The organism is Bacillus cereus group sp. MYBK30-2 (assembly GCF_051915945.1).
In the GTDB taxonomy this organism is placed as follows: Bacteria; Bacillota; Bacilli; order Bacillales; family Bacillaceae_G; genus Bacillus_A; species Bacillus_A paramycoides.
Map to the genome: position 1 here is coordinate 364906 of NZ_JBQAFR010000001.1, position 17403 is coordinate 382308.

Below are 17403 nucleotides of genomic sequence, written 5' to 3' on the forward strand. Positions count from 1 at the left end.
TACTATGTGAAGTATATTGAAGTTGGGATCGGAAATAGATGGTTCGTTCGGACGGAAACGGAGAATAAGGATGGGACTGAATTTGAGGAACGAGGAATTGTAAAACCCATTTACTTTGAGTCTTTATATGTACGAGTTTGGTTTCGGAAAACGTGCTTTATTTTTGATACGAAAGAAGGGTTTAAGAAAGTAAGAAAAAGTAGAGATGAGTATAAGTTTATTGTTGGAATTGTGAGTAGGTTAAACCATTAGAATAAAACAGGGGGTGTTCTTATGATTAGAATTATCACCTTCATACTCGCAATTATTGTATTGGGCTATTCCATTTATAGTTGGAATGATGATTCGAAGCAAAGTATGCTCATTTTACAATTACTGTTAGGTTTTATGCTTGCTAGTATGGGGATACAGAACGTTAAGAAGGATGAAAAAGAGAATAAGAATATGGGGCATTTGCTTTTACTTACATCGATATTTTGTATCATTATATCGTTCATAAAATATTTTAAATAAACCATTACTTAACATATTGAGTATTGGTTTATTTTTTTGAAGGTTTCTCATTAAAAATTTCAGTATTTATCAAAGGAGAGAAAATCAAATGCCGATGTCATTATATTATAAAAGACTTCGTGAAAAATTAGAATCTGAACTAATTTTTATGCCGAGTATAGCTGCTGTTATTAAAAACGAGCAGGGGGAAACCTTATTTCAATATCCTGGAGGAGAATATTGGAGTTTGCCAGCAGGGGCAATCGAACCAGGAGAAACACCAGAAGAAGCGGTTGTTAGAGAAGTGTGGGAAGAAACAGGATTGAAAGTAAAAGTGAAAAAAGAAAAAGGGGTATTTGGAGGGAAAGAATTCCGGCATACATATTCGAATGGAGATCAAGTAGAATATATTGTTGTTATATTTGAGTGTGAAGTTATCAGTGGCGAGTTGAAATCGATAGATGGTGAATCTTTAAAACTAAAATATTTCCCTTTATCTGAAAAGCCGCCATTAGCATTACCGTATCCCGATAAACTATTTTTATAGATGTAAAATAGCACCCCTTATTAATAAGGGGTGTGCTATTTATATAGCCCTGTCGTATACATCACTGTCAACGTATGTACAACCTCTTCTAAATCTAGTTTTTTATCATTTTGCACAATTGCCCAAAGAAACATTTCATTCATTGCGAACCAACCACGTGCTACAATTTCTTTATTTAATTCAGGGTGTGCCAATTTATTTTCTTGAGAGTAAGTAATATCCTGGGTAATACTTTTTATAAAGCGTTCGCGAATCTCATCCCATTTTTGACGTATCTCTTTTGATAACCCTATTGCTTCTTCCACAACTTGCAAAATAGCTCGTTCTTCTTCCGCTAATTGTAAGAATGCTCTAACTTGATTTTGAATCATATCACGTGCTTCTACATTTGTTTGAGGTGAAAAAGTGCGCTCAGCAATATCATAAAAGCGATTCATAACATCTTCCATCAAAATGATAAGGAGATCATCTTTGTTTTTAAAGTATACATATGCAGTTCCGTAACCAGTTTTCGCATGTTTAATAATTTGCGTGATTGTCGTTTTCTGAAATCCGTTATTTATAAAGATAGTGTAACCGGAATGTAATAGTTTCTTTTTGGTTTCTAAGGAGCGGTGTTTTCTTGTTGAAAGAGCAGAGTTTTTCAAAGAATCACCTCTTTATACTGAAATATCTGAAAATATAATTGTATTGTAAAAGAAGTTTGTATATAAAGTCAACTGACATAATATCATTGACGTTATATCAATTTCAGTGATATATTTCAATTAGTTAGAATAAAAAGAAAATTAAAAGAAGGTGACACCATGTATAAAGTACCATTTCAACCAACTTATGAGTATGCGCTTGAATGTGATAAACATGATGAACTGAAAGATTTTCAAACTGAATTTTATAAAAAAGAAGGAACAATATATTTAGATGGGAACTCATTAGGTTTACTTTCAAAAAGGGCAGAGAAATCGTTACTTACTTTGCTAGATTCATGGAAAGAGTATGGAATTGATGGATGGACTGAAGGAGAACATCCTTGGTTCTTCTTATCAGAAAAGCTAGGAGAATTGACTGCACCTCTTATTGGATCTTTACCAGAAGAGACGATTGTAACCGGTTCCACGACAACGAATATTCATCAAGTAATCGCAACATTCTATGAACCGAAAGGGATTCGTACAAAAATTCTTGCGGATGAATTAACGTTCCCATCAGATATATACGCACTTCAAAGTCAAATTCGTTTAAAAGGATTAGATCCAGATGAGCATCTAGTTCAAGTAAAAAGTAGAGATGGTAGAACACTTTCAGAAGAAGATATAATTCATGCGATGACCGATGATATCGCTTTAATTTTATTGCCATCTGTGCTATATAGAAGCGGACAAATTCTAGATATGAAGCGATTAACAGCAGAAGCTCATAAACGTGGTATTGATATCGGTTTTGACTTATGTCATTCAATCGGCTCCATTCCGCATCATTTTAAAGAGTGGGATGTTGATTTCGCTGTATGGTGTAATTATAAATATTTAAATGCAGGGCCTGGTGGAGTTGCAGGATTATATGTGAATAAAAAACATTTTAATAGACTGCCAGGATTATCTGGTTGGTTTAGTTCTAGAAAAGATAAGCAGTTTGATATGGAACATTCATTAACTGCTGCAGACCATGCTGGAGCTTATCAAATAGGGACACCTCACGTATTAAGTACGGCGCCGTTAATCGGTTCACTTGAAATTTTTAAAGAAGCTGGCATTGAAAGGTTACGTGAAAAATCATTACATATTACGAGATACATGCTTAATTTAATTAAATATGAATTAAAAGATTTTGGATTTATAATTGGAAATCCGCTAGAGGATGAAAAACGAGGCGGGCATATTTATTTAGAACATGCTGAGGCGGCACGTATATGTAAAGCGTTAAAAGCAAATGGAGTGATTCCTGATTTTAGAGCTCCGAATGGAGTTCGTCTTGCACCGGTTGCTTTATACAATACGTATGAGGAAGTATGGAACTCTGTACAAATTTTAAAGAAAATTATGAAAGAGGAAGAATATAAAAAGTTTGAAAATAAGCGAGAGGTTGTGGCATAAGCATGAAAACATCGCAGTGGATTGATATCTCGCAACCGCTAAATAATGATATCGCAACGTGGCCAGGGGATACACCGTTCTCGTATGAAGTTTCATGGTCAAAAGAAGACAGTGGTTCAGTCAATGTCGGAAAGTTAACGATGAGTATTCATACTGGTACTCATATTGATGCACCTTTTCATTTCGATAATGACGGTAAGAAGGTGTTAGATTTAGATATAGACGTATATGTAGGTACAGCACGAGTTATCGATGTTTCAGGGTTGGAGAGTATCGGTAAAAAGGAATTAGAAACATTTAATTTAGAAGGTGTAGGACGATTATTATTACGTACATCCTCACACGGTAATGCGCAAGAGTTTCCAGAAGAAATCCCGTATTTACGTGCCGATATTGCCCCTTTTCTTTCAAGTAAGGGTATTCGTTTAATTGGGGTAGATGTACCTTCTGTTGATCCTTTAGATGATAAAGAACTAGCAGCGCATCATCAATTATTTAAACACGGAATTCATATTTTAGAAAATGTCGTACTAGATGACGTAGTAGATGGCGATTACGAACTTATTGCATTACCACTTGCATTAACAGATGCAGATGGAAGTCCAGTTCGCGCTGTTATTAGACCAATATAAATAGAAATGTTAAAAGGGGCGTTTGACTAATATGAAAGAAAACGAAAAAGTAATTATGGAAAAAGGGATTCACACGGACTTTAAGGAAAATATGACGTATGGAGAGTATTTACAATTAGATAGTTTACTATCTTCTCAAAAGAGATTGTCCGATCATCATGATGAAATGTTATTTATCGTCATTCACCAAGCGAGTGAACTTTGGATGAAGCTTATTTTACACGAATTGAACGCAGCAATTGAATCTATCAAACAAGATAAATTAGCACCAGCATTTAAAATGCTAGCGCGTGTATCAAAAATTCAGTCACAAATTATTCAATCTTGGGATATTCTTGCGACATTAACGCCATCAGAGTATATTGAGTTTCGGGATTCACTTGGACAGGCTTCAGGGTTTCAATCGTATCAATATCGAATGATTGAGTATGCACTTGGCTATAAAACACCACATGCGTTAAAAATTTATGAAAAAGATCCAGAATTACATGCTCGTCTTCATAAAGCACTTCATGCGCCAAGTTTGTATGACGTTGCGATACAAACGCTTGTTAAAGAAGGTTTCCCAATTCATAAAGATGTGTTAAATCGTGATATTACACAGCCTTACGAAGAGGATGCAACTGTAGAAGCGGCTTGGATAGAAGTATATGCGGACGTTAAGAAATATTGGGATTTATATCAGCTTGCAGAGAAATTAATTGACATTGAAGACTGGCTACAACAATGGCGCTTCCGTCATATGAAAACGGTAGAACGTATTATTGGTCATAAAATGGGAACAGGTGGATCTTCTGGCGTATCTTATTTAAAGCGAGTGCTTGATCAACGTTTCTTCCCAGAGCTTTGGAGCGTTCGAACTAAGTTATAAAAAATAAAACCTGATAGCTACTAAAGCTGTCAGGTTTTATTTTTTAGAGTTAATTTCGTGTATTAGACATTTTTGAAATTGTTGATAAGACTGGTTTTCAATTCGGCTTAAATGGCGGTAAGGAATGATTGTACAAGTTTTATTTGAATTAGGATATAAGAATTCAAATGTATGTTGCTTTTGAAAAATGAAATCTTTTGAAAGGAAATTTAAGTTTTGTAATATTGAAATTAGGTTTATAAATGCTCTTTTTCCGTGTACTACGATTATAGAGGGTTGTATTGTATGTAACATCTCAATAAATGGTTGTTTCACTTCTTCTATGACGTCTTTAGGTAATGCTCGCAATTCTTTTTCTTTTGATGTTGGATAAGAGAAAATATTAGTTTCGAACATTACTTCATTTGTTTCTGTAAAAACTTTTGTAACCAAATCATTAATTCTTTTCCGAGTTGGAGATTGTTTTCTTTTACCTTTCTTTACTCGTAGTGATTCATAATAAGAGATAAAGTTTTTATGGGATAAAATTAAGTTTTGATATGCACTTTGCTTCAAATCGTCTATATGAATTGGAGTAGCTGGATTATATCCGACAAGAAATATGTTTGGATTTGTGTCATTGTTTGAATAGAGGCCAGGGCGTAAATACACGCCATTTATACTAGGATAACTATATTTTTTGATGATTTGGTTTAATTTATTTGTCATCATATAAAATCTCCTTTCTAAATTTAAACATACAATAAAAGCATGTGTTTTAATAGAGAAAGAAATATAAAATTGTATAAACAACAAATACTAAATAATCAAATGATCATTAAGATGGAGGAAGATTCTTTGAATTTCGAACAGCTAGAAAATAAATTTAATAAGAAAAAAGTTAATACATTCCTTGTTTATCAAAGGGGGGAATTAACGACTGAATACTATAAAACGATAGACTGTGCACATGACTTATATAAAATTAATTCAATTACAAAAAGTATCGTATCTATATTAATTGGTATCGCAATTGATAAAGGGTTAATAAACGATATACATACACCAATTACAACATGGATTCCAAATGTGCCAGAGGAAAAGAGAGAATTAACGCTTTATCATTTATTAACGATGACAACGGGAGAAGAGTGGAAAGAGTTTGGGAATGGGGTCGTTTTTCCAAATGACTTTGTGGATTCAGAAGACTGGGTACAATTCATTATAGAAAAGCCGCTCATTGAAGAAATGGGTACAAAAATGAATTATAATTCAGGTTCTTCACATTTACTTAGTTATATTATCCAAGAAGAAACTGGTATGTCGACAGAGCAGTTTGCCAAAAAATATTTATTTGGGCCGCTAGACATTAAGGAATACGAGTGGCAACAAGACCCGCAAGGTGTATATGTCGGTGGATTCGGCATGAAAATGAAATCTATAGATTTATTAAAGGTCGGAAAATTATGTTTGCAGAATGGATATTGGCAGGGGAATGAAATTGTATCATCGAAATGGTTAGAAGATTCAAGGGAGGCACTATTTGAAACGTATGAACACGTCGGAGCATATGGATATCACTGGTGGGTATTAAATAAAGAAAGATTTCATATACCGTATTTTATGTATTTTGCTATGGGATATGGAGGGCAATACATTATTATCATTCCACAGTTAGAGCTCGTAGCTGTTATTAGTAGTCACATGCCGAAACGTGGCCTCGTACCATTAAAGTTATTTATAGAGCATGTAAAAGAGAATTCTAATTATTAATAAGAAGAGGGGGGATGTATTATGAGAAGTGCAAAAACGATAGCGATTTATAGGCTGTTTTTAAGTCTTCTAGCGTTTAGTGCACTTATTACTCAATTTGTTACAAGGGCACAAGTGAAACCGTTCAATCCAGTTAACTTTTTTAGTTTCTTCACAATTGAAAGTAATATTTTAGTGGCGATAATTCTACTTTTAAGCAGTTTTGGAACAGCCACATTCGGGCGTTCGGAGCAGTTTGGAGTTCTTCGCGGTGCGGCAACAGTATACATACTAACAACAGGACTCATTTATTTTTTGTTATTAAGAGGATTAGAAGAGTCACTTCAAACACCGATACCGTGGGTAAATACTGTGCTTCATTACATCATGCCATTAGCAATGATTTTAGATTGGGTTATAAATCCACCTACGAAGACCATTACATGGAAACAAGCTGCAAGTTGGCTTATTTTCCCGCTTTTATATGTTATATATAGTTTAATACGTGGTCCATTCGTGAATTGGTACCCATATCCGTTTTTAGATCCGAGAATAGATGGATATGGTAGAGTGTTTTTATTTAGTATAGGGATAGCCGTTGTGATTGGGGCTATTTGTGTTTTAGTAAAAATGTTAGGAAATCGAACTTTAAAGTTGAAAAGAAATCCCCCTTATTAAAGGGGGATTTCTTTTTGGAAGGGTTTGTAATATGGAGGGCGAAATAATAAACAATAAGGAAAGGAGAGATTGCCTGTGGATAAGATTAAAATTTTAAATTTGATACCAAAATTTTTAGATTTTTATACACTTGCTAGTCAAGATATGATAGATGAGGAGAAACGTTGGGAGCAGTGGAAAGAGCACTACAATTTTGCGGCTGTTCCACCTGGAGAAGAAGGGAGACAGTTAGCGAAAGAACTTTTGAGAAGTGCTTGGCCAAAATATGAAAAAAAGATAGAGTACATAATAAACTGGGAACCAAATCTGCAAATTATCGAGACATATTTAGAAGAAGTAAAAGAACTTTTGAATTGTAAAGAAAATATCAATATAACGATAGTATATTTTGTAGGTGCTTTTGATGAAAATCCTTTTGTAACCCCAACTGATGGTGGGGGAATCGCATTATGTTTACCTATTGAGAACGGTACTTCTGAATCTAGTATTATGATAGCACATGAATTAACACATATTGTTCACGCTAAAACAGCTAACCTTTCAACTAGTTGGGAACGTACAATAGGTTCTACAATATTACAAGAAGGATTAGCGACTCAAGTTAGTAAATATATAGTCCCGGGACATGCTGATGAATATTATATTGAACGTAATGAAGGTTGGTTTTCCTCGTGTCAAAATGTAAGGGAAAAAATTTTAACGGGAATATATCCGTATTTACATAAGTCGTCTCCAGAATACATCATGAAATTCACTTTCGGAAAAGGTACAACTAATCATGACAGAGAAGCATATTTTGCTGGATGGGAGATTGTACGGATTTTATTAGAAAATGGAAAAACTTTTAGTGAAATTGCTAGTATACAAGAAAATGAAATGCCAGCATATCTTGAATGTTTATATAAAGAAACCTCTGTCTTTAAGTAAAGACGGAGGTTTCTTTGATTCAACTTGTAAAAGTCCGATTAGTGTAGGCTTATAACCAGCCGTGATGGAAACACAAATTGATTAAAGTTGCACTTTACCGACTTGTTTTCTGAAAGGACATCTTTAGAAACTTCTCTGTTTTCGTATCAAACTCTACATCAACAAAAACACCATATTCTTTTCCATCCTCACGAAGCCACAATTTAAACTTTTCCACTGTTATTTGTACAGTTTTTGGTTTTCTACCTATATGAAGGTAATCAATAATTTCTGCTTTCGGATATTGCTCTTTCGTTTTTTCAACGGCCAGTTTACCCCATTTTGCATAGGGTGGCTGTGCGTGAACGATAGATGGACCGGTATATATATTTGCACAAGTTGTGATTAAAAAAATTATAAATGCTGTACGTGTAATGAATTGCTTCATAATAAGCTCCTTTATTCTTTTTGTATATTGTTTACATATTTCTTTAAGCATATAAGTTTGGCTTTTTTTGTCTTCTTTACATAAAAGCGAGGGTTTTACAAAACATAACCATGAAATCATTTCCGTAATTAAGGAGGGAAATACATGCGTCAAAAAACTGTTTTTAAGATAGCGATTTTACTCGTCTTTATCGGGCTATCTGTAATGGTAAGTAGTATACAAATGAAAAATGTAGAAGCCTTTTCTAATCAAGTGATTCAAAGGGGAGCATCTGGAGAAGATGTCATTGAACTGCAATCTCGTTTGAAATATAACGGATTTTATACAGGGAAAGTAGATGGTGTTTTCGGATGGGGTACATATTGGGCACTTCGGAATTTTCAAGAAAAATTCGGATTGCCAGTTGATGGTTTAGCGGGTGCTAAAACGAAGCAAATGCTTGTAAAGGCAACGAAGTATGAAAAATCGACTGCTAATAAAGGTACTACAACTAATAAAGGGAATAGCGGTGGAGGTACACAAGAAAATAAGCCACCAAAAAGTACAGGGACAAATGTTCCAAACGGTTATTCTCAAAATGATATACAGCTAATGGCAAACGCTGTATACGGAGAATCACGTGGAGAGCCGTATTTAGGACAAGTAGCAGTAGCTGCGGTTATTTTAAACCGCGTCACAAGTGCATCATTTCCAAATACTGTTTCAGGTGTAATCTTTGAACCGAGAGCCTTTACAGCAGTAGCAGATGGACAAATATATTTAACACCAAATGAAACAGCGAAAAAAGCTGTACTAGATGCGATCAATGGCTGGGATCCTACAGGAAATGCATTATATTATTTCAATCCAGATACTGCGACAAGTAAATGGATTTGGTCTCGTCCACAAATTAAAAAAATTGGTAAACATATTTTCTGTAAATAGAGCGGAGGTGGAAACATGTTACGAGGTATTATCATTGTATTGTTAACAGTAGGTGTAGTCGGAACAGGATATTGGGGCTATAAAGAGCATCAAGAGAAAAATGCAGTATTAATTAGAGCGGAAAACAGTTATCAGCGTGCATTTCATGATTTGGCATACGAAGTTGATTTATTACACGATAAAATTGGAACAACTCTTGCGATGAATTCACGTTCATCATTGTCGCCAGCTTTAGCAGATGTATGGCGTTTAACATCAGAGGCTCGTTCTGATGTAGGGCAATTACCTTTAACATTAATGCCATTTAATAAAACGGAAGAATTTTTAGCTAATATCGGTGATTTTAGCTACCGTGCAGCGATTCGTGATTTAGAAAAAGAACCGTTAAATGATCAAGAGTTTAAAACATTGCAAACTTTATATTCAAATGCAGGCAATATACAAGATGAACTAAGAAAAATGCAACATCTTGTTTTGAAAAACAATCTGCGCTGGATGGATGTAGAAATGGCTCTTGCGTCAAATCAAGATCCAGCAGATAACACAATTATCGATGGATTAAAGACCGTAGAAAAGAATGTAACATCATATTCGTCTACTAATTTCGGACCTACTTTTACAAGTGCACAAAAGAAGAAAAAGGGCGGATTTGAAGCAGAAGGGAAAGCAATTTCGAAAGAAGAGGCGGAAAAAATTGCCAGATCATTTTTAAATTTAAAAGGAAATGAAAAAGTAGAAGTCGAGAAAAGCGGAAAAGGTGCAAAAGAATCATTTTATAGTGTAAAGATTCAAGACCCAGCGACAAATAATGAGTTTTATATGGATATTACCGGGAAAGGTGGATATCCAATTTGGGTAATGAATAACCGAGAAATTAAAGAACAAAAAATTAGTTTAAATGATGCTGGAAGTAAAGGGTTAACATTTTTAAAGGATCACAAATTTACAAATATGGAGCTATATGATAGTTCTCAATATGATAATATCGGTGTGTTTACGTACGTTGTAAATGAAAACGGAGTGCGTATTTATCCAGAAGCAATTCAAATGAAAATTGCTTTAGATGATGGATCGATTGTTGGGTTTTCAGCGAAGGAATATTTAGCATCGCATCAAAAACGAACAATACCAAGTGCGAAGCTAACTGCTGCTGAGGCAAGAAAGAAAATTAATCCAGATGTAAAAGTAATGGAAGAGCGAAAAGCTTTAGTAGTAAATGACTTGCATAATGAAGTACTTTGCTATGAGTTTGTTGGTACTTTAGGGAAAGATACGTACCAAATTTTCATTAACGCAAATAGCGGTGCAGAAGAAAAAGTGAAGAAGATGCAAGCTGTTGAAAAAATTTATGATTAAACATTTATGATAAAGTGGTGAAAATAATGAAAATCCTTATATATATGTTAATGCTTTGCTTCGTTATTACTGGCTGTAGCATTGGAAAAAAAGATAACCCTAATGAAAAGCCAGAACAAAAAAATGTCTCGATGAAAAATGTTAATTATACAAACAAATCAAATAAGCCGAATGAAAAAGCAGCTGATCATTTAGCATCATTAGCTGCAAGTATACCTGGTGTAAACGATGCGACAGCGGTAGTAGTTGGTAAGTATGCAGTTGTAGGTATTGATGTGAAGGCGAAACTTGATCGAACTCGTGTTGAGTCAATTAAGTATTCTGTTGCAGAAAGTTTGAAGAATGACCCAAATGGTGCTAATGCCGTTGTTGTAGCAGATGTTGATACGTATGAACGATTAAAACAAATAGGTAAGCAAATTAAAAAAGGTAAAACTGGTCAAGGTATACTTGATGAATTAGCAGCAATTGTTGGCCGAGTAATGCCACAAGTTCCAAACGATCTAATTGAAAATAGAGAAACGAATCCGATTAAAGATAACGATAAACAATTACCAAAAAATGAAGAACAAGAACTAAAAAAAGAACAAGAAGATCAATCAAATAATCATTTGAAAAAATAGTGAAAATCCCGTACTAAACTGTACGGGATTTCCTTTATAAAATTAAATATTCAGTTTATTTTCCAGGGAAAATATGGTTTAATAATGAGGGGAGGGACAACCGTTATGATGAAAAAAAGCACACTCATATTTTGTAGTTTATGCATAGGTTTTAGTATGACAGCGTGTGAACAGAAGAAAGAAATGAAGAAGAAAACTGCTACTTCTTCTACTGTAACGGAAAATAAAAAGCAAGATTCCATTAATATCAATCATTTCTCAAATATTATTGAAGGAATGACTTATACAGAAGTGAAAGATTTAATCGGTTTTGAAGGGGATTTACTCATAGAAGAAGGGGAAGAAGATTCTACACAAATTAAACAAATTTTTGCTTGGAAAGGTAGCGATTCAAAATCATTTGTTGAGATTACATTTTTGGATGGAAAGGTTCATTCTAAAACACAGCAAGGTTTAAGTTAATAACTTGAAGGAATGGGAGAGTTAAGCATGAACATACATACTGGGGAAATACAATTGGTACCATATAAGGAGCAGTATAAAGAGAACATACAAGCATTTACTTTACCAAGTGAACAAGTTCAATTCACATCGAATCCAGGAGAATTACTGGAGAAAGCAAAAAATGATCGTACTAAAAATGTAGTTGTTATTTTAGACTATAACGGAGTACCTGTCGGTGTATTCGCATTACAAACAGGTGATAGAGTACAGGAGTTCACAGATAATAATGATGCCATACTTTTAACTTATTTTTCTGTTAATCACAATAAGCGAATAAAAGGATATAATAAAAATCATTGGCTTTATTACAAGACTTTGTAAAATATTATTATCCAATTAAAAATGAAGTTATACTTGCTGTAAATGAAAAAAATATTCCAGCGTAAAAGTTATATGAAAAAGTTGGGTTTCAAGATAAAGGGTATAGAAGAATGGGACCGATTGGACAACAATTAATATTACATTTACCGATAACCAAATAATTTAAAAAGCTTACTCTTGAAAAATCATGCAGTAAGCTTTTTTGTTTGAGATATTGTCCATGCATGATATGTTAGAAGAATTAAAGCCAGTAGCCGAGAAATATGAAGGTGCAAAACAAACCGATTGTTATGCACTTAAATACGTGAGGGGGTAATCAAATGACAATTTATATTGCACTACTACGGGGAATTAATGTAGGTGGACATAAAGTAATCAAAATGGCAGATTTGAAAAAAATGTTTGAATCAATAGGGTTAAAACAAGTGAAAACATATATTCAAAGTGGGAATGTAGTGTTTGAATCAGTGGAAGATATAAGTTTTGTAAAGGAACAAATTGAAAGTGAAATGAAGAATGTTTTTGATTTCGATGTTCCAGTCATGTTAAGAACAAATGATGAATTAATTAATATTATTAAAAAGTGTCCTTACGAGACTAATTCACTGTTAGAAGGTGAAAGTGTACATGTGGCCTTTTTAGCTAATCCACTTTCTGAAGAAGATAGTAAGCAGTTACTTATGTATAAAAGTGAAATAGAAGAATTCCAAATCGAAGGAAGAGTAGTGTATTTATTATTTAAGAAAAGCATACGGAATTCTAAATTAATGAATCAATTTCAAAGATTACATACGCCAGCTACAGTAAGGAACTGGCGTACTGTGAATAAGTTAAAAGCAATAGCTGAGGAGATGTAAATATAAAAAGATGAGGTTTTCTTTATTTAGAAAACCTCATCTTTTTATTTATATTGTTTTGCGATAATGAGTTCAACGATAGGATAAATAAAGAATGAAGAGCAAAGTGCGATAAAAAGAGGAAGGTTTTTAACTCCATCTAAATTGGAACCCATAGAAAACCCTTCCGAGAAGAGTAATATAAGGAACATTACAACTACAAGCACAAAATACGCGATTTTAAAGCTTTTATATGTAATTTGTTGGCCCATCTCATCTTGACTTTCTTCTGATACTCCGTTTGGATCTCCCCATGTAATATGATTAATTAAATTACTAAGTATTAGAGAAGCAGCGAAAATCGTCCCGCCTAAAATTGAACCTTCAGTTATGTATTTGTATGTGCCATGTACAAGTATTGCAATTAAAGCTAAAACAATGATTATAAAAGTAGTTTTTTTAGTATTCAATAAATGATTGCACCTCCACGATTGTAAAAAACTCTTTACAACTATAGTATAAAATTGGGAAACTTTCATGTCAAACACTTTTTACATAAGATATGTAAGCATATAATATTTTGTTTTTATGATAAACAAAATATTACATTACATTTGAATGTAAAAGAATAGGCTCGCATATATTTGGAAGGGATGTCAGATTAAATTAGGGGGTAGTTATGTCTATTCTTTTGAAAGCTGGTGCAGATGCAGGAAATAACGGTTTGAAGTTAATGGTGAAAGGGCAGGACCCTATTTTTATTCCGAGTATCTATTCTTTATATATAGGTGAACCTACAGGATTGTTGGATGAGGAAGATGTTTCATTAACCGAATTAGAGAATCATATTGATGTGACCATTAGTTCTCCATCGCTAATGCTAAATAACGTACGGTACATCGTTGGAGAAAAAGTGATTCAAGATCAATTAAAAGGTACTGAAGTGGAGAAAAAATCAAATAAATCGACTGATGAATTAATGGTTATTACAATCCTTTCGGGTTTAGCTATAAGCGCTATACGTCAAAGTCCAACTTCAAGTCATATTAATATTCATTATGATTTATCTGTTGCTCTTCCTATGCAACTAATTACACAAGAAATTGCTGCTGAAAATGCGAAACGTTATATGGGAAATCATAAGGTTGTTTTCCATTATCCGAACGGCCGCGATGTTACAATTAATGTTTCTATTGAGTTCTGTAAGTGCCTACCTGAAGGCGCGTCTGGGACGTGGGGCATTGTATACGATGAAGAAGGAAATGTAGTGAAACATAAAATCGAATGCGAACAAAATAAAGTGTCTGAAATTGATTTTGTAGATAAAACATTATTATCATTTGATATTGGCGCGGGGACGACAGAAGAGGTTGTTTCGTTAGGTGTAAACTTTAGACCGCAATTAAGTAAGGGATTATCATACGGTGTGAAAGAAACTTTACTGCAAATTATTACGAGATGGAATAGAAAGTATCCTACGAAAACGATTGATAGTATTACAGAATTTAATCAAATTTATTTAAATGAAAAGCATCCAAGAAATGCTTTATTAGTGGAAGAATCGCAACCAGCACTTTTAGGTTTAGCAGCACGTGTCGCAACAGATATTATTAACAAAATTGATGATATGAAAGACGATCCATATGTATTTATTTATGGTGGGGGCGCAGTTATTATTAAAAATAGCTTGAAAATGATTTTAAAACAAAAAGGACGCTTGAAAAATGTAATTTTTGTAGATAACCCGTTATTTACAAATGCACGTGGGTTATTAGTATATACATGTTCGCCAAAGTATAGAGAGCATAAGCAAAAAGAGTTAGGGTTTACAAACTTAACGATAAGTTAGTTGGTGGAAGTATGCGATCTAGGCGATATAAGCGTGGTGATCGAGTAAAACTTAATATTAACAGATCGGTATCACCCGAAATGATTGCTTGGCTGAATAAACAATCTAATCCAACTAATTTCTTTTTCTTTGCAGCCCAGCAATTATTTAAGCAGGTAGGAGATATTGATGTGTCAAAAACATTGACTAACAGCTATGTTTTTTCTTTGTATGCTGATCCTTCGCCGCTATTAAAAGTTGAAGTGAATCCTTTTAAAAATATACCAGTTGATAACAATAAATCTACTGAAAGTATAAAAAAAAAATTGTGGGAATCTGTTGATCAATTAGATTGCCCATTCTTTTAAACATAGAAAATCATAGGTAGAGCCCATCACTATACATACGGATGCAGTGATGGGTTTTTGTTTTTATTGCATAAAAAAGTGACGCAATGTAATTTGCGTCACTTTTAATAGGTGTTTTTATTCTATAGTTTTGAATGTGCTTTAATAATTTCATCCCAGTCATCAGAATGAATCTCATGTCCTGCACCTTCAAGGGTTAATAGTTTTGAATTCGGAATTTCATTAATAAGTGCGAGACTATGTTCAAATGGTAGTGCGGTATCGTCTGTACCGTGAATTACTAATGTAGGTACTTGTATCAATTGAAGTACACCTTCATACGAATCATCACCTTTAAGAAGAGCATGATTAAACATACTTAATAAATTATTAGCTCGCTCTATTTCTTGTTTTACTTGTTGATAAACCCTTTGTTTATCAAATAGACGTTTTGATCCACAGAGTAGACGAGAGCCTGAAACTAAGTATTCTGCGACATCATTTTGATTTGTCCAGTCTATATTTACGATATTAGCATGATGTGTTAAAATTCTTTCGTCCATTGGAGGTAAATCGCGAGTGTTATTATCAGATCCAATAACACTCGTCGCTAATAGGGTTAATGTTAAAATTCTGTCAGGATGTTTTACTACAGCGATTTGAGCAATCATACCTCCTAATGACATGCCCAAAAGGTGTGCCTTGTCAATATGATACGCATCGAGTACCCCAATGGCATCTTCAGCCATGTCTGCTACAGTGTAATTGGAAGTCCCAGGCTCATATGTAAAAGAGCGCCCAACATCACGGTTATCATAACGAATGACAAATCTTCCTGTACTAGCCAACCGTTTACAAAATTCTTCATCCCAATAAACCATTGAGCATGTAGCCCCCATAATTAATAAAATTGCTGGGTCATTAGGGTTACCAAAGCTTTCTGTACATATATCAATACCATTTATTTTGAAAATTTTCTCGCTCATAGTTTTCTCTCCATTTCATTTAAAGGTAATTAACATATAAAGAATAACTCTGTGTGTATATTAAACATAAGGTTGCATGGATGCTGTTTATATTAGAAGAAGATTCTCTTATCTAAAAGATAAAAATTTTTGTGCAAAATTACATAAATAGCACCCCAAGATATACTTATTGTCATTCCAAATAAAAAGTATTGATAAATAAATTTTGTTTCATCCGCTACAATTTGAAATTAATATAGGGGAAGTGTAGGACGATGAAAAATAAATTTAAAAGATTAATTTATTTTGAAGAGTATGTACCTATTAACGATACTAATCAATATTTATTTCATTCAGGTACAAAGTATGATAACCCAGTTATATTATATTTATATGGTGGACCTGGCAGCGTTGAATCTCTTTTTGCACATGCTTTTCAAGATAGATTAGAAGAGATCTTTACAATTGTACATTGGGATCAACGTGGCGCGGGAAAGACCTTTATAAAAAATCGTGATAAATATCCTACAATCGATTCCATGGTAAAGGATTTATATGAAATTATTCAATACTTAAAGAGGAAATATAATAAAGAAAAGATAGTTTTACTGGGACGGTCATGGGGTACTGTATTAGGAAGTGTGTTTGTAAAACAGTATCCTGAAGAAATTACTTATTTTATTAATGTTGCACCAGTTATTTCAATGCTTGAAAATGAGCGTGTTGCCTATAAGAAAATGAAAGGATTAATTAAAAAGGCGAATGATAAAAAGTCTTTAAAAAAACTTGAAGTTATTGGAGATTATCCGGGTGAAAAGATAACATTTGATAATGAGTTTTTAAAGAAATGTATGAAAATACGAAAACTTCAAGGGAAATACGGATTAGCAGGTAAAAGTGATTTTCCTGTATTTATAACTGCATTTAAAAGTCCTATCTTTAAGTTATCAGATCTTTTGGCACTTTCTAAAATTCTAAAAGTGAATAGAAAAATTCTTGAATATTTACAAGACTTTAATTTAATGACTGAATTAGCAGACTATGAAGTGCCAATCTATTATATTTTAGGTGAAGATGACTGGCAAGCACCATATGTTATTGCTCAAGAATACTTTCCAAAAATAAAAGCTCCGTATAAACAATTATTTTTAATACCTAATGCCGGGCATAGAATTATGTTAGTTTTGAGGTATTATCACAGATAAATATAATAGAACAAAACAGAGATAATTAGTAGCTTAGTTCAATAAATATGGAGTTAGTGAGACAAATACAAAAGAACTAGTAATGATTATTTATCA

At 33.5% G+C, this 17403-nt stretch carries 22 protein-coding genes and 1 pseudogene; 18 read left to right on the forward strand and 5 right to left on the reverse strand.

Annotated features, from left to right (window positions below):
- The first annotated feature begins 6 nt into the window (after window positions 1–6).
- From ACTFQM_RS01960 to ACTFQM_RS01970, 3 genes are all read left to right on the forward strand, one after another.
- A complete protein-coding gene (locus tag ACTFQM_RS01960; RefSeq protein WP_327907754.1) occupies window positions 7–252 on the forward strand; it encodes a DUF3977 family protein in 246 nt (81 codons plus the stop codon).
- A gap of 21 nt (window positions 253–273) precedes the next feature.
- Window positions 274–513: a DUF3953 domain-containing protein gene (locus ACTFQM_RS01965; RefSeq protein ID WP_327907756.1), complete on the forward strand. Its 240-nt coding sequence runs from the start codon at window positions 274–276 to the stop codon at window positions 511–513.
- Between the two features lie 88 nt (window positions 514–601).
- Window positions 602–1039: an NUDIX domain-containing protein gene (locus ACTFQM_RS01970; RefSeq protein ID WP_440033269.1), complete on the forward strand. Its 438-nt coding sequence runs from the start codon at window positions 602–604 to the stop codon at window positions 1037–1039.
- A gap of 35 nt (window positions 1040–1074) precedes the next feature.
- On the opposite strand, the gene ACTFQM_RS01975 is transcribed toward ACTFQM_RS01970, so the two are convergent.
- Window positions 1075–1686, reverse strand: coding sequence for a TetR/AcrR family transcriptional regulator (locus ACTFQM_RS01975; protein ID WP_440033270.1), 612 nt, complete (start codon window positions 1684–1686; stop codon window positions 1075–1077).
- A 159-nt stretch (window positions 1687–1845) separates the two neighbouring features.
- Between ACTFQM_RS01975 and kynU the strand changes: the two genes are divergently transcribed.
- The 3 genes from kynU to kynA are packed head-to-tail and all read left to right on the forward strand — an operon-like array spanning window position 1846 to window position 4635.
- Complete coding sequence (gene kynU / locus ACTFQM_RS01980; protein ID WP_440033271.1) at window positions 1846–3132, forward strand: kynureninase; 1287 nt, start codon at window positions 1846–1848, stop codon at window positions 3130–3132.
- Between the two features lie 2 nt (window positions 3133–3134).
- Window positions 3135–3764, forward strand: a complete 630-nt coding sequence (kynB, locus tag ACTFQM_RS01985) for an arylformamidase (protein ID WP_440033272.1) — start codon at window positions 3135–3137, stop codon at window positions 3762–3764.
- Between the two features lie 31 nt (window positions 3765–3795).
- The gene (gene kynA, locus ACTFQM_RS01990) at window positions 3796–4635 is read left to right on the forward strand and encodes a tryptophan 2,3-dioxygenase (protein WP_440033273.1); all 840 of its coding nucleotides are present in this window, start codon (window positions 3796–3798) and stop codon (window positions 4633–4635) included.
- 36 nt (window positions 4636–4671) lie between these two features.
- Here the strand turns inward: kynA and ACTFQM_RS01995 are convergent, their stop codons facing one another.
- Window positions 4672–5346 carry a hypothetical protein gene (locus ACTFQM_RS01995; RefSeq protein WP_440033274.1) on the reverse strand — a complete coding sequence of 225 codons (675 nt, stop codon included), beginning with the start codon at window positions 5344–5346 and terminating at the stop codon, window positions 4672–4674.
- A 126-nt stretch (window positions 5347–5472) separates the two neighbouring features.
- Between ACTFQM_RS01995 and ACTFQM_RS02000 the strand changes: the two genes are divergently transcribed.
- The 3 genes from ACTFQM_RS02000 (at window position 5473) to ACTFQM_RS02010 (ending at window position 7971) form a co-directional block, all read left to right on the forward strand.
- The gene (locus ACTFQM_RS02000) at window positions 5473–6387 is read left to right on the forward strand and encodes a serine hydrolase domain-containing protein (RefSeq protein ID WP_440033275.1); all 915 of its coding nucleotides are present in this window, start codon (window positions 5473–5475) and stop codon (window positions 6385–6387) included.
- 21 nt (window positions 6388–6408) lie between these two features.
- Window positions 6409–7044, forward strand: coding sequence for a Pr6Pr family membrane protein (locus tag ACTFQM_RS02005; RefSeq protein WP_440033276.1), 636 nt, complete (start codon window positions 6409–6411; stop codon window positions 7042–7044).
- Window positions 7045–7119: 75 nt separating this feature from the next.
- On the forward strand, window positions 7120–7971 hold the full coding sequence (locus ACTFQM_RS02010) for a DUF2268 domain-containing putative Zn-dependent protease (RefSeq protein WP_440033277.1): 852 nt from the start codon (window positions 7120–7122) through the stop codon (window positions 7969–7971).
- A 94-nt stretch (window positions 7972–8065) separates the two neighbouring features.
- Here the strand turns inward: ACTFQM_RS02010 and ACTFQM_RS02015 are convergent, their stop codons facing one another.
- Entirely contained in the window at window positions 8066–8398 is a 333-nt protein-coding gene (locus ACTFQM_RS02015) for a DUF3889 domain-containing protein (RefSeq protein WP_440033278.1), read from the reverse strand.
- 144 nt (window positions 8399–8542) lie between these two features.
- Between ACTFQM_RS02015 and sleB the strand changes: the two genes are divergently transcribed.
- From sleB to ACTFQM_RS02045, 6 genes and pseudogenes are all read left to right on the forward strand, one after another.
- The gene (gene sleB / locus ACTFQM_RS02020; protein WP_242272679.1) at window positions 8543–9322 is read left to right on the forward strand and encodes a spore cortex-lytic enzyme; all 780 of its coding nucleotides are present in this window, start codon (window positions 8543–8545) and stop codon (window positions 9320–9322) included.
- A gap of 15 nt (window positions 9323–9337) precedes the next feature.
- On the forward strand, window positions 9338–10678 hold the full coding sequence (gene ypeB / locus ACTFQM_RS02025) for a germination protein YpeB (protein ID WP_440033279.1): 1341 nt from the start codon (window positions 9338–9340) through the stop codon (window positions 10676–10678).
- A 26-nt stretch (window positions 10679–10704) separates the two neighbouring features.
- Window positions 10705–11301, forward strand: a complete 597-nt coding sequence (locus ACTFQM_RS02030) for a YhcN/YlaJ family sporulation lipoprotein (RefSeq protein WP_025148496.1) — start codon at window positions 10705–10707, stop codon at window positions 11299–11301.
- An 84-nt stretch (window positions 11302–11385) separates the two neighbouring features.
- Window positions 11386–11763, forward strand: coding sequence for a DUF3862 domain-containing protein (locus tag ACTFQM_RS02035; RefSeq protein ID WP_440033280.1), 378 nt, complete (start codon window positions 11386–11388; stop codon window positions 11761–11763).
- Between the two features lie 27 nt (window positions 11764–11790).
- A pseudogene (locus ACTFQM_RS02040) lies at window positions 11791–12287 on the forward strand (GNAT family N-acetyltransferase).
- 159 nt (window positions 12288–12446) lie between these two features.
- A complete protein-coding gene (locus tag ACTFQM_RS02045) occupies window positions 12447–12983 on the forward strand; it encodes a DUF1697 domain-containing protein (RefSeq protein WP_440033281.1) in 537 nt (178 codons plus the stop codon).
- 44 nt (window positions 12984–13027) lie between these two features.
- On the opposite strand, the gene ACTFQM_RS02050 is transcribed toward ACTFQM_RS02045, so the two are convergent.
- Window positions 13028–13432 carry a hypothetical protein gene (locus tag ACTFQM_RS02050; RefSeq protein ID WP_440033282.1) on the reverse strand — a complete coding sequence of 135 codons (405 nt, stop codon included), beginning with the start codon at window positions 13430–13432 and terminating at the stop codon, window positions 13028–13030.
- A gap of 209 nt (window positions 13433–13641) precedes the next feature.
- Here ACTFQM_RS02050 and ACTFQM_RS02055 point away from each other — a divergent pair, with 209 nt between their 5' ends.
- Complete coding sequence (locus tag ACTFQM_RS02055) at window positions 13642–14811, forward strand: ParM/StbA family protein (RefSeq protein ID WP_440033283.1); 1170 nt, start codon at window positions 13642–13644, stop codon at window positions 14809–14811.
- An 11-nt stretch (window positions 14812–14822) separates the two neighbouring features.
- Entirely contained in the window at window positions 14823–15158 is a 336-nt protein-coding gene (locus ACTFQM_RS02060; protein WP_265622507.1) for a hypothetical protein, read from the forward strand.
- 122 nt (window positions 15159–15280) lie between these two features.
- Here the strand turns inward: ACTFQM_RS02060 and ACTFQM_RS02065 are convergent, their stop codons facing one another.
- Window positions 15281–16123, reverse strand: a complete 843-nt coding sequence (locus ACTFQM_RS02065; RefSeq protein ID WP_440033284.1) for an alpha/beta fold hydrolase — start codon at window positions 16121–16123, stop codon at window positions 15281–15283.
- 254 nt (window positions 16124–16377) lie between these two features.
- Between ACTFQM_RS02065 and ACTFQM_RS02070 the strand changes: the two genes are divergently transcribed.
- Window positions 16378–17307, forward strand: coding sequence for an alpha/beta fold hydrolase (locus ACTFQM_RS02070; protein ID WP_440033285.1), 930 nt, complete (start codon window positions 16378–16380; stop codon window positions 17305–17307).
- Window positions 17308–17403: the final 96 nt, after the last annotated feature.

Excerpts from the sequence above, each read along its gene's own strand:
- ACTFQM_RS02060 (WP_265622507.1), top strand. The coding sequence starts at position 14,823 with ATGCGATCTAGGCGATATAAGCGTGGTGATCGAGTAAAACTTAATATT.
- ACTFQM_RS02035 (WP_440033280.1), top strand. The coding sequence starts at position 11,386 with ATGAGGGGAGGGACAACCGTTATGATGAAAAAAAGCACACTCATATTT.
- ACTFQM_RS02015 (WP_440033278.1), bottom strand. The coding sequence starts at position 8,398 with ATGAAGCAATTCATTACACGTACAGCATTTATAATTTTTTTAATCACA.
- kynB (WP_440033272.1), top strand. The coding sequence starts at position 3,135 with ATGAAAACATCGCAGTGGATTGATATCTCGCAACCGCTAAATAATGAT.
- sleB (WP_242272679.1), top strand. The coding sequence starts at position 8,543 with ATGCGTCAAAAAACTGTTTTTAAGATAGCGATTTTACTCGTCTTTATC.
- ACTFQM_RS01965 (WP_327907756.1), top strand. The coding sequence starts at position 274 with ATGATTAGAATTATCACCTTCATACTCGCAATTATTGTATTGGGCTAT.
- ACTFQM_RS02055 (WP_440033283.1), top strand. The coding sequence starts at position 13,642 with ATGTCTATTCTTTTGAAAGCTGGTGCAGATGCAGGAAATAACGGTTTG.
- kynU (WP_440033271.1), top strand. The coding sequence starts at position 1,846 with ATGTATAAAGTACCATTTCAACCAACTTATGAGTATGCGCTTGAATGT.
- ACTFQM_RS02045 (WP_440033281.1), top strand. The coding sequence starts at position 12,447 with ATGACAATTTATATTGCACTACTACGGGGAATTAATGTAGGTGGACAT.
- ACTFQM_RS01995 (WP_440033274.1), bottom strand. The coding sequence starts at position 5,346 with ATGATGACAAATAAATTAAACCAAATCATCAAAAAATATAGTTATCCT.
- ACTFQM_RS02030 (WP_025148496.1), top strand. The coding sequence starts at position 10,705 with ATGAAAATCCTTATATATATGTTAATGCTTTGCTTCGTTATTACTGGC.
- ACTFQM_RS02005 (WP_440033276.1), top strand. The coding sequence starts at position 6,409 with ATGAGAAGTGCAAAAACGATAGCGATTTATAGGCTGTTTTTAAGTCTT.
- ACTFQM_RS02070 (WP_440033285.1), top strand. The coding sequence starts at position 16,378 with ATGAAAAATAAATTTAAAAGATTAATTTATTTTGAAGAGTATGTACCT.
- ACTFQM_RS01970 (WP_440033269.1), top strand. The coding sequence starts at position 602 with ATGCCGATGTCATTATATTATAAAAGACTTCGTGAAAAATTAGAATCT.
- ACTFQM_RS02065 (WP_440033284.1), bottom strand. The coding sequence starts at position 16,123 with ATGAGCGAGAAAATTTTCAAAATAAATGGTATTGATATATGTACAGAA.
- ypeB (WP_440033279.1), top strand. The coding sequence starts at position 9,338 with ATGTTACGAGGTATTATCATTGTATTGTTAACAGTAGGTGTAGTCGGA.
- kynA (WP_440033273.1), top strand. The coding sequence starts at position 3,796 with ATGAAAGAAAACGAAAAAGTAATTATGGAAAAAGGGATTCACACGGAC.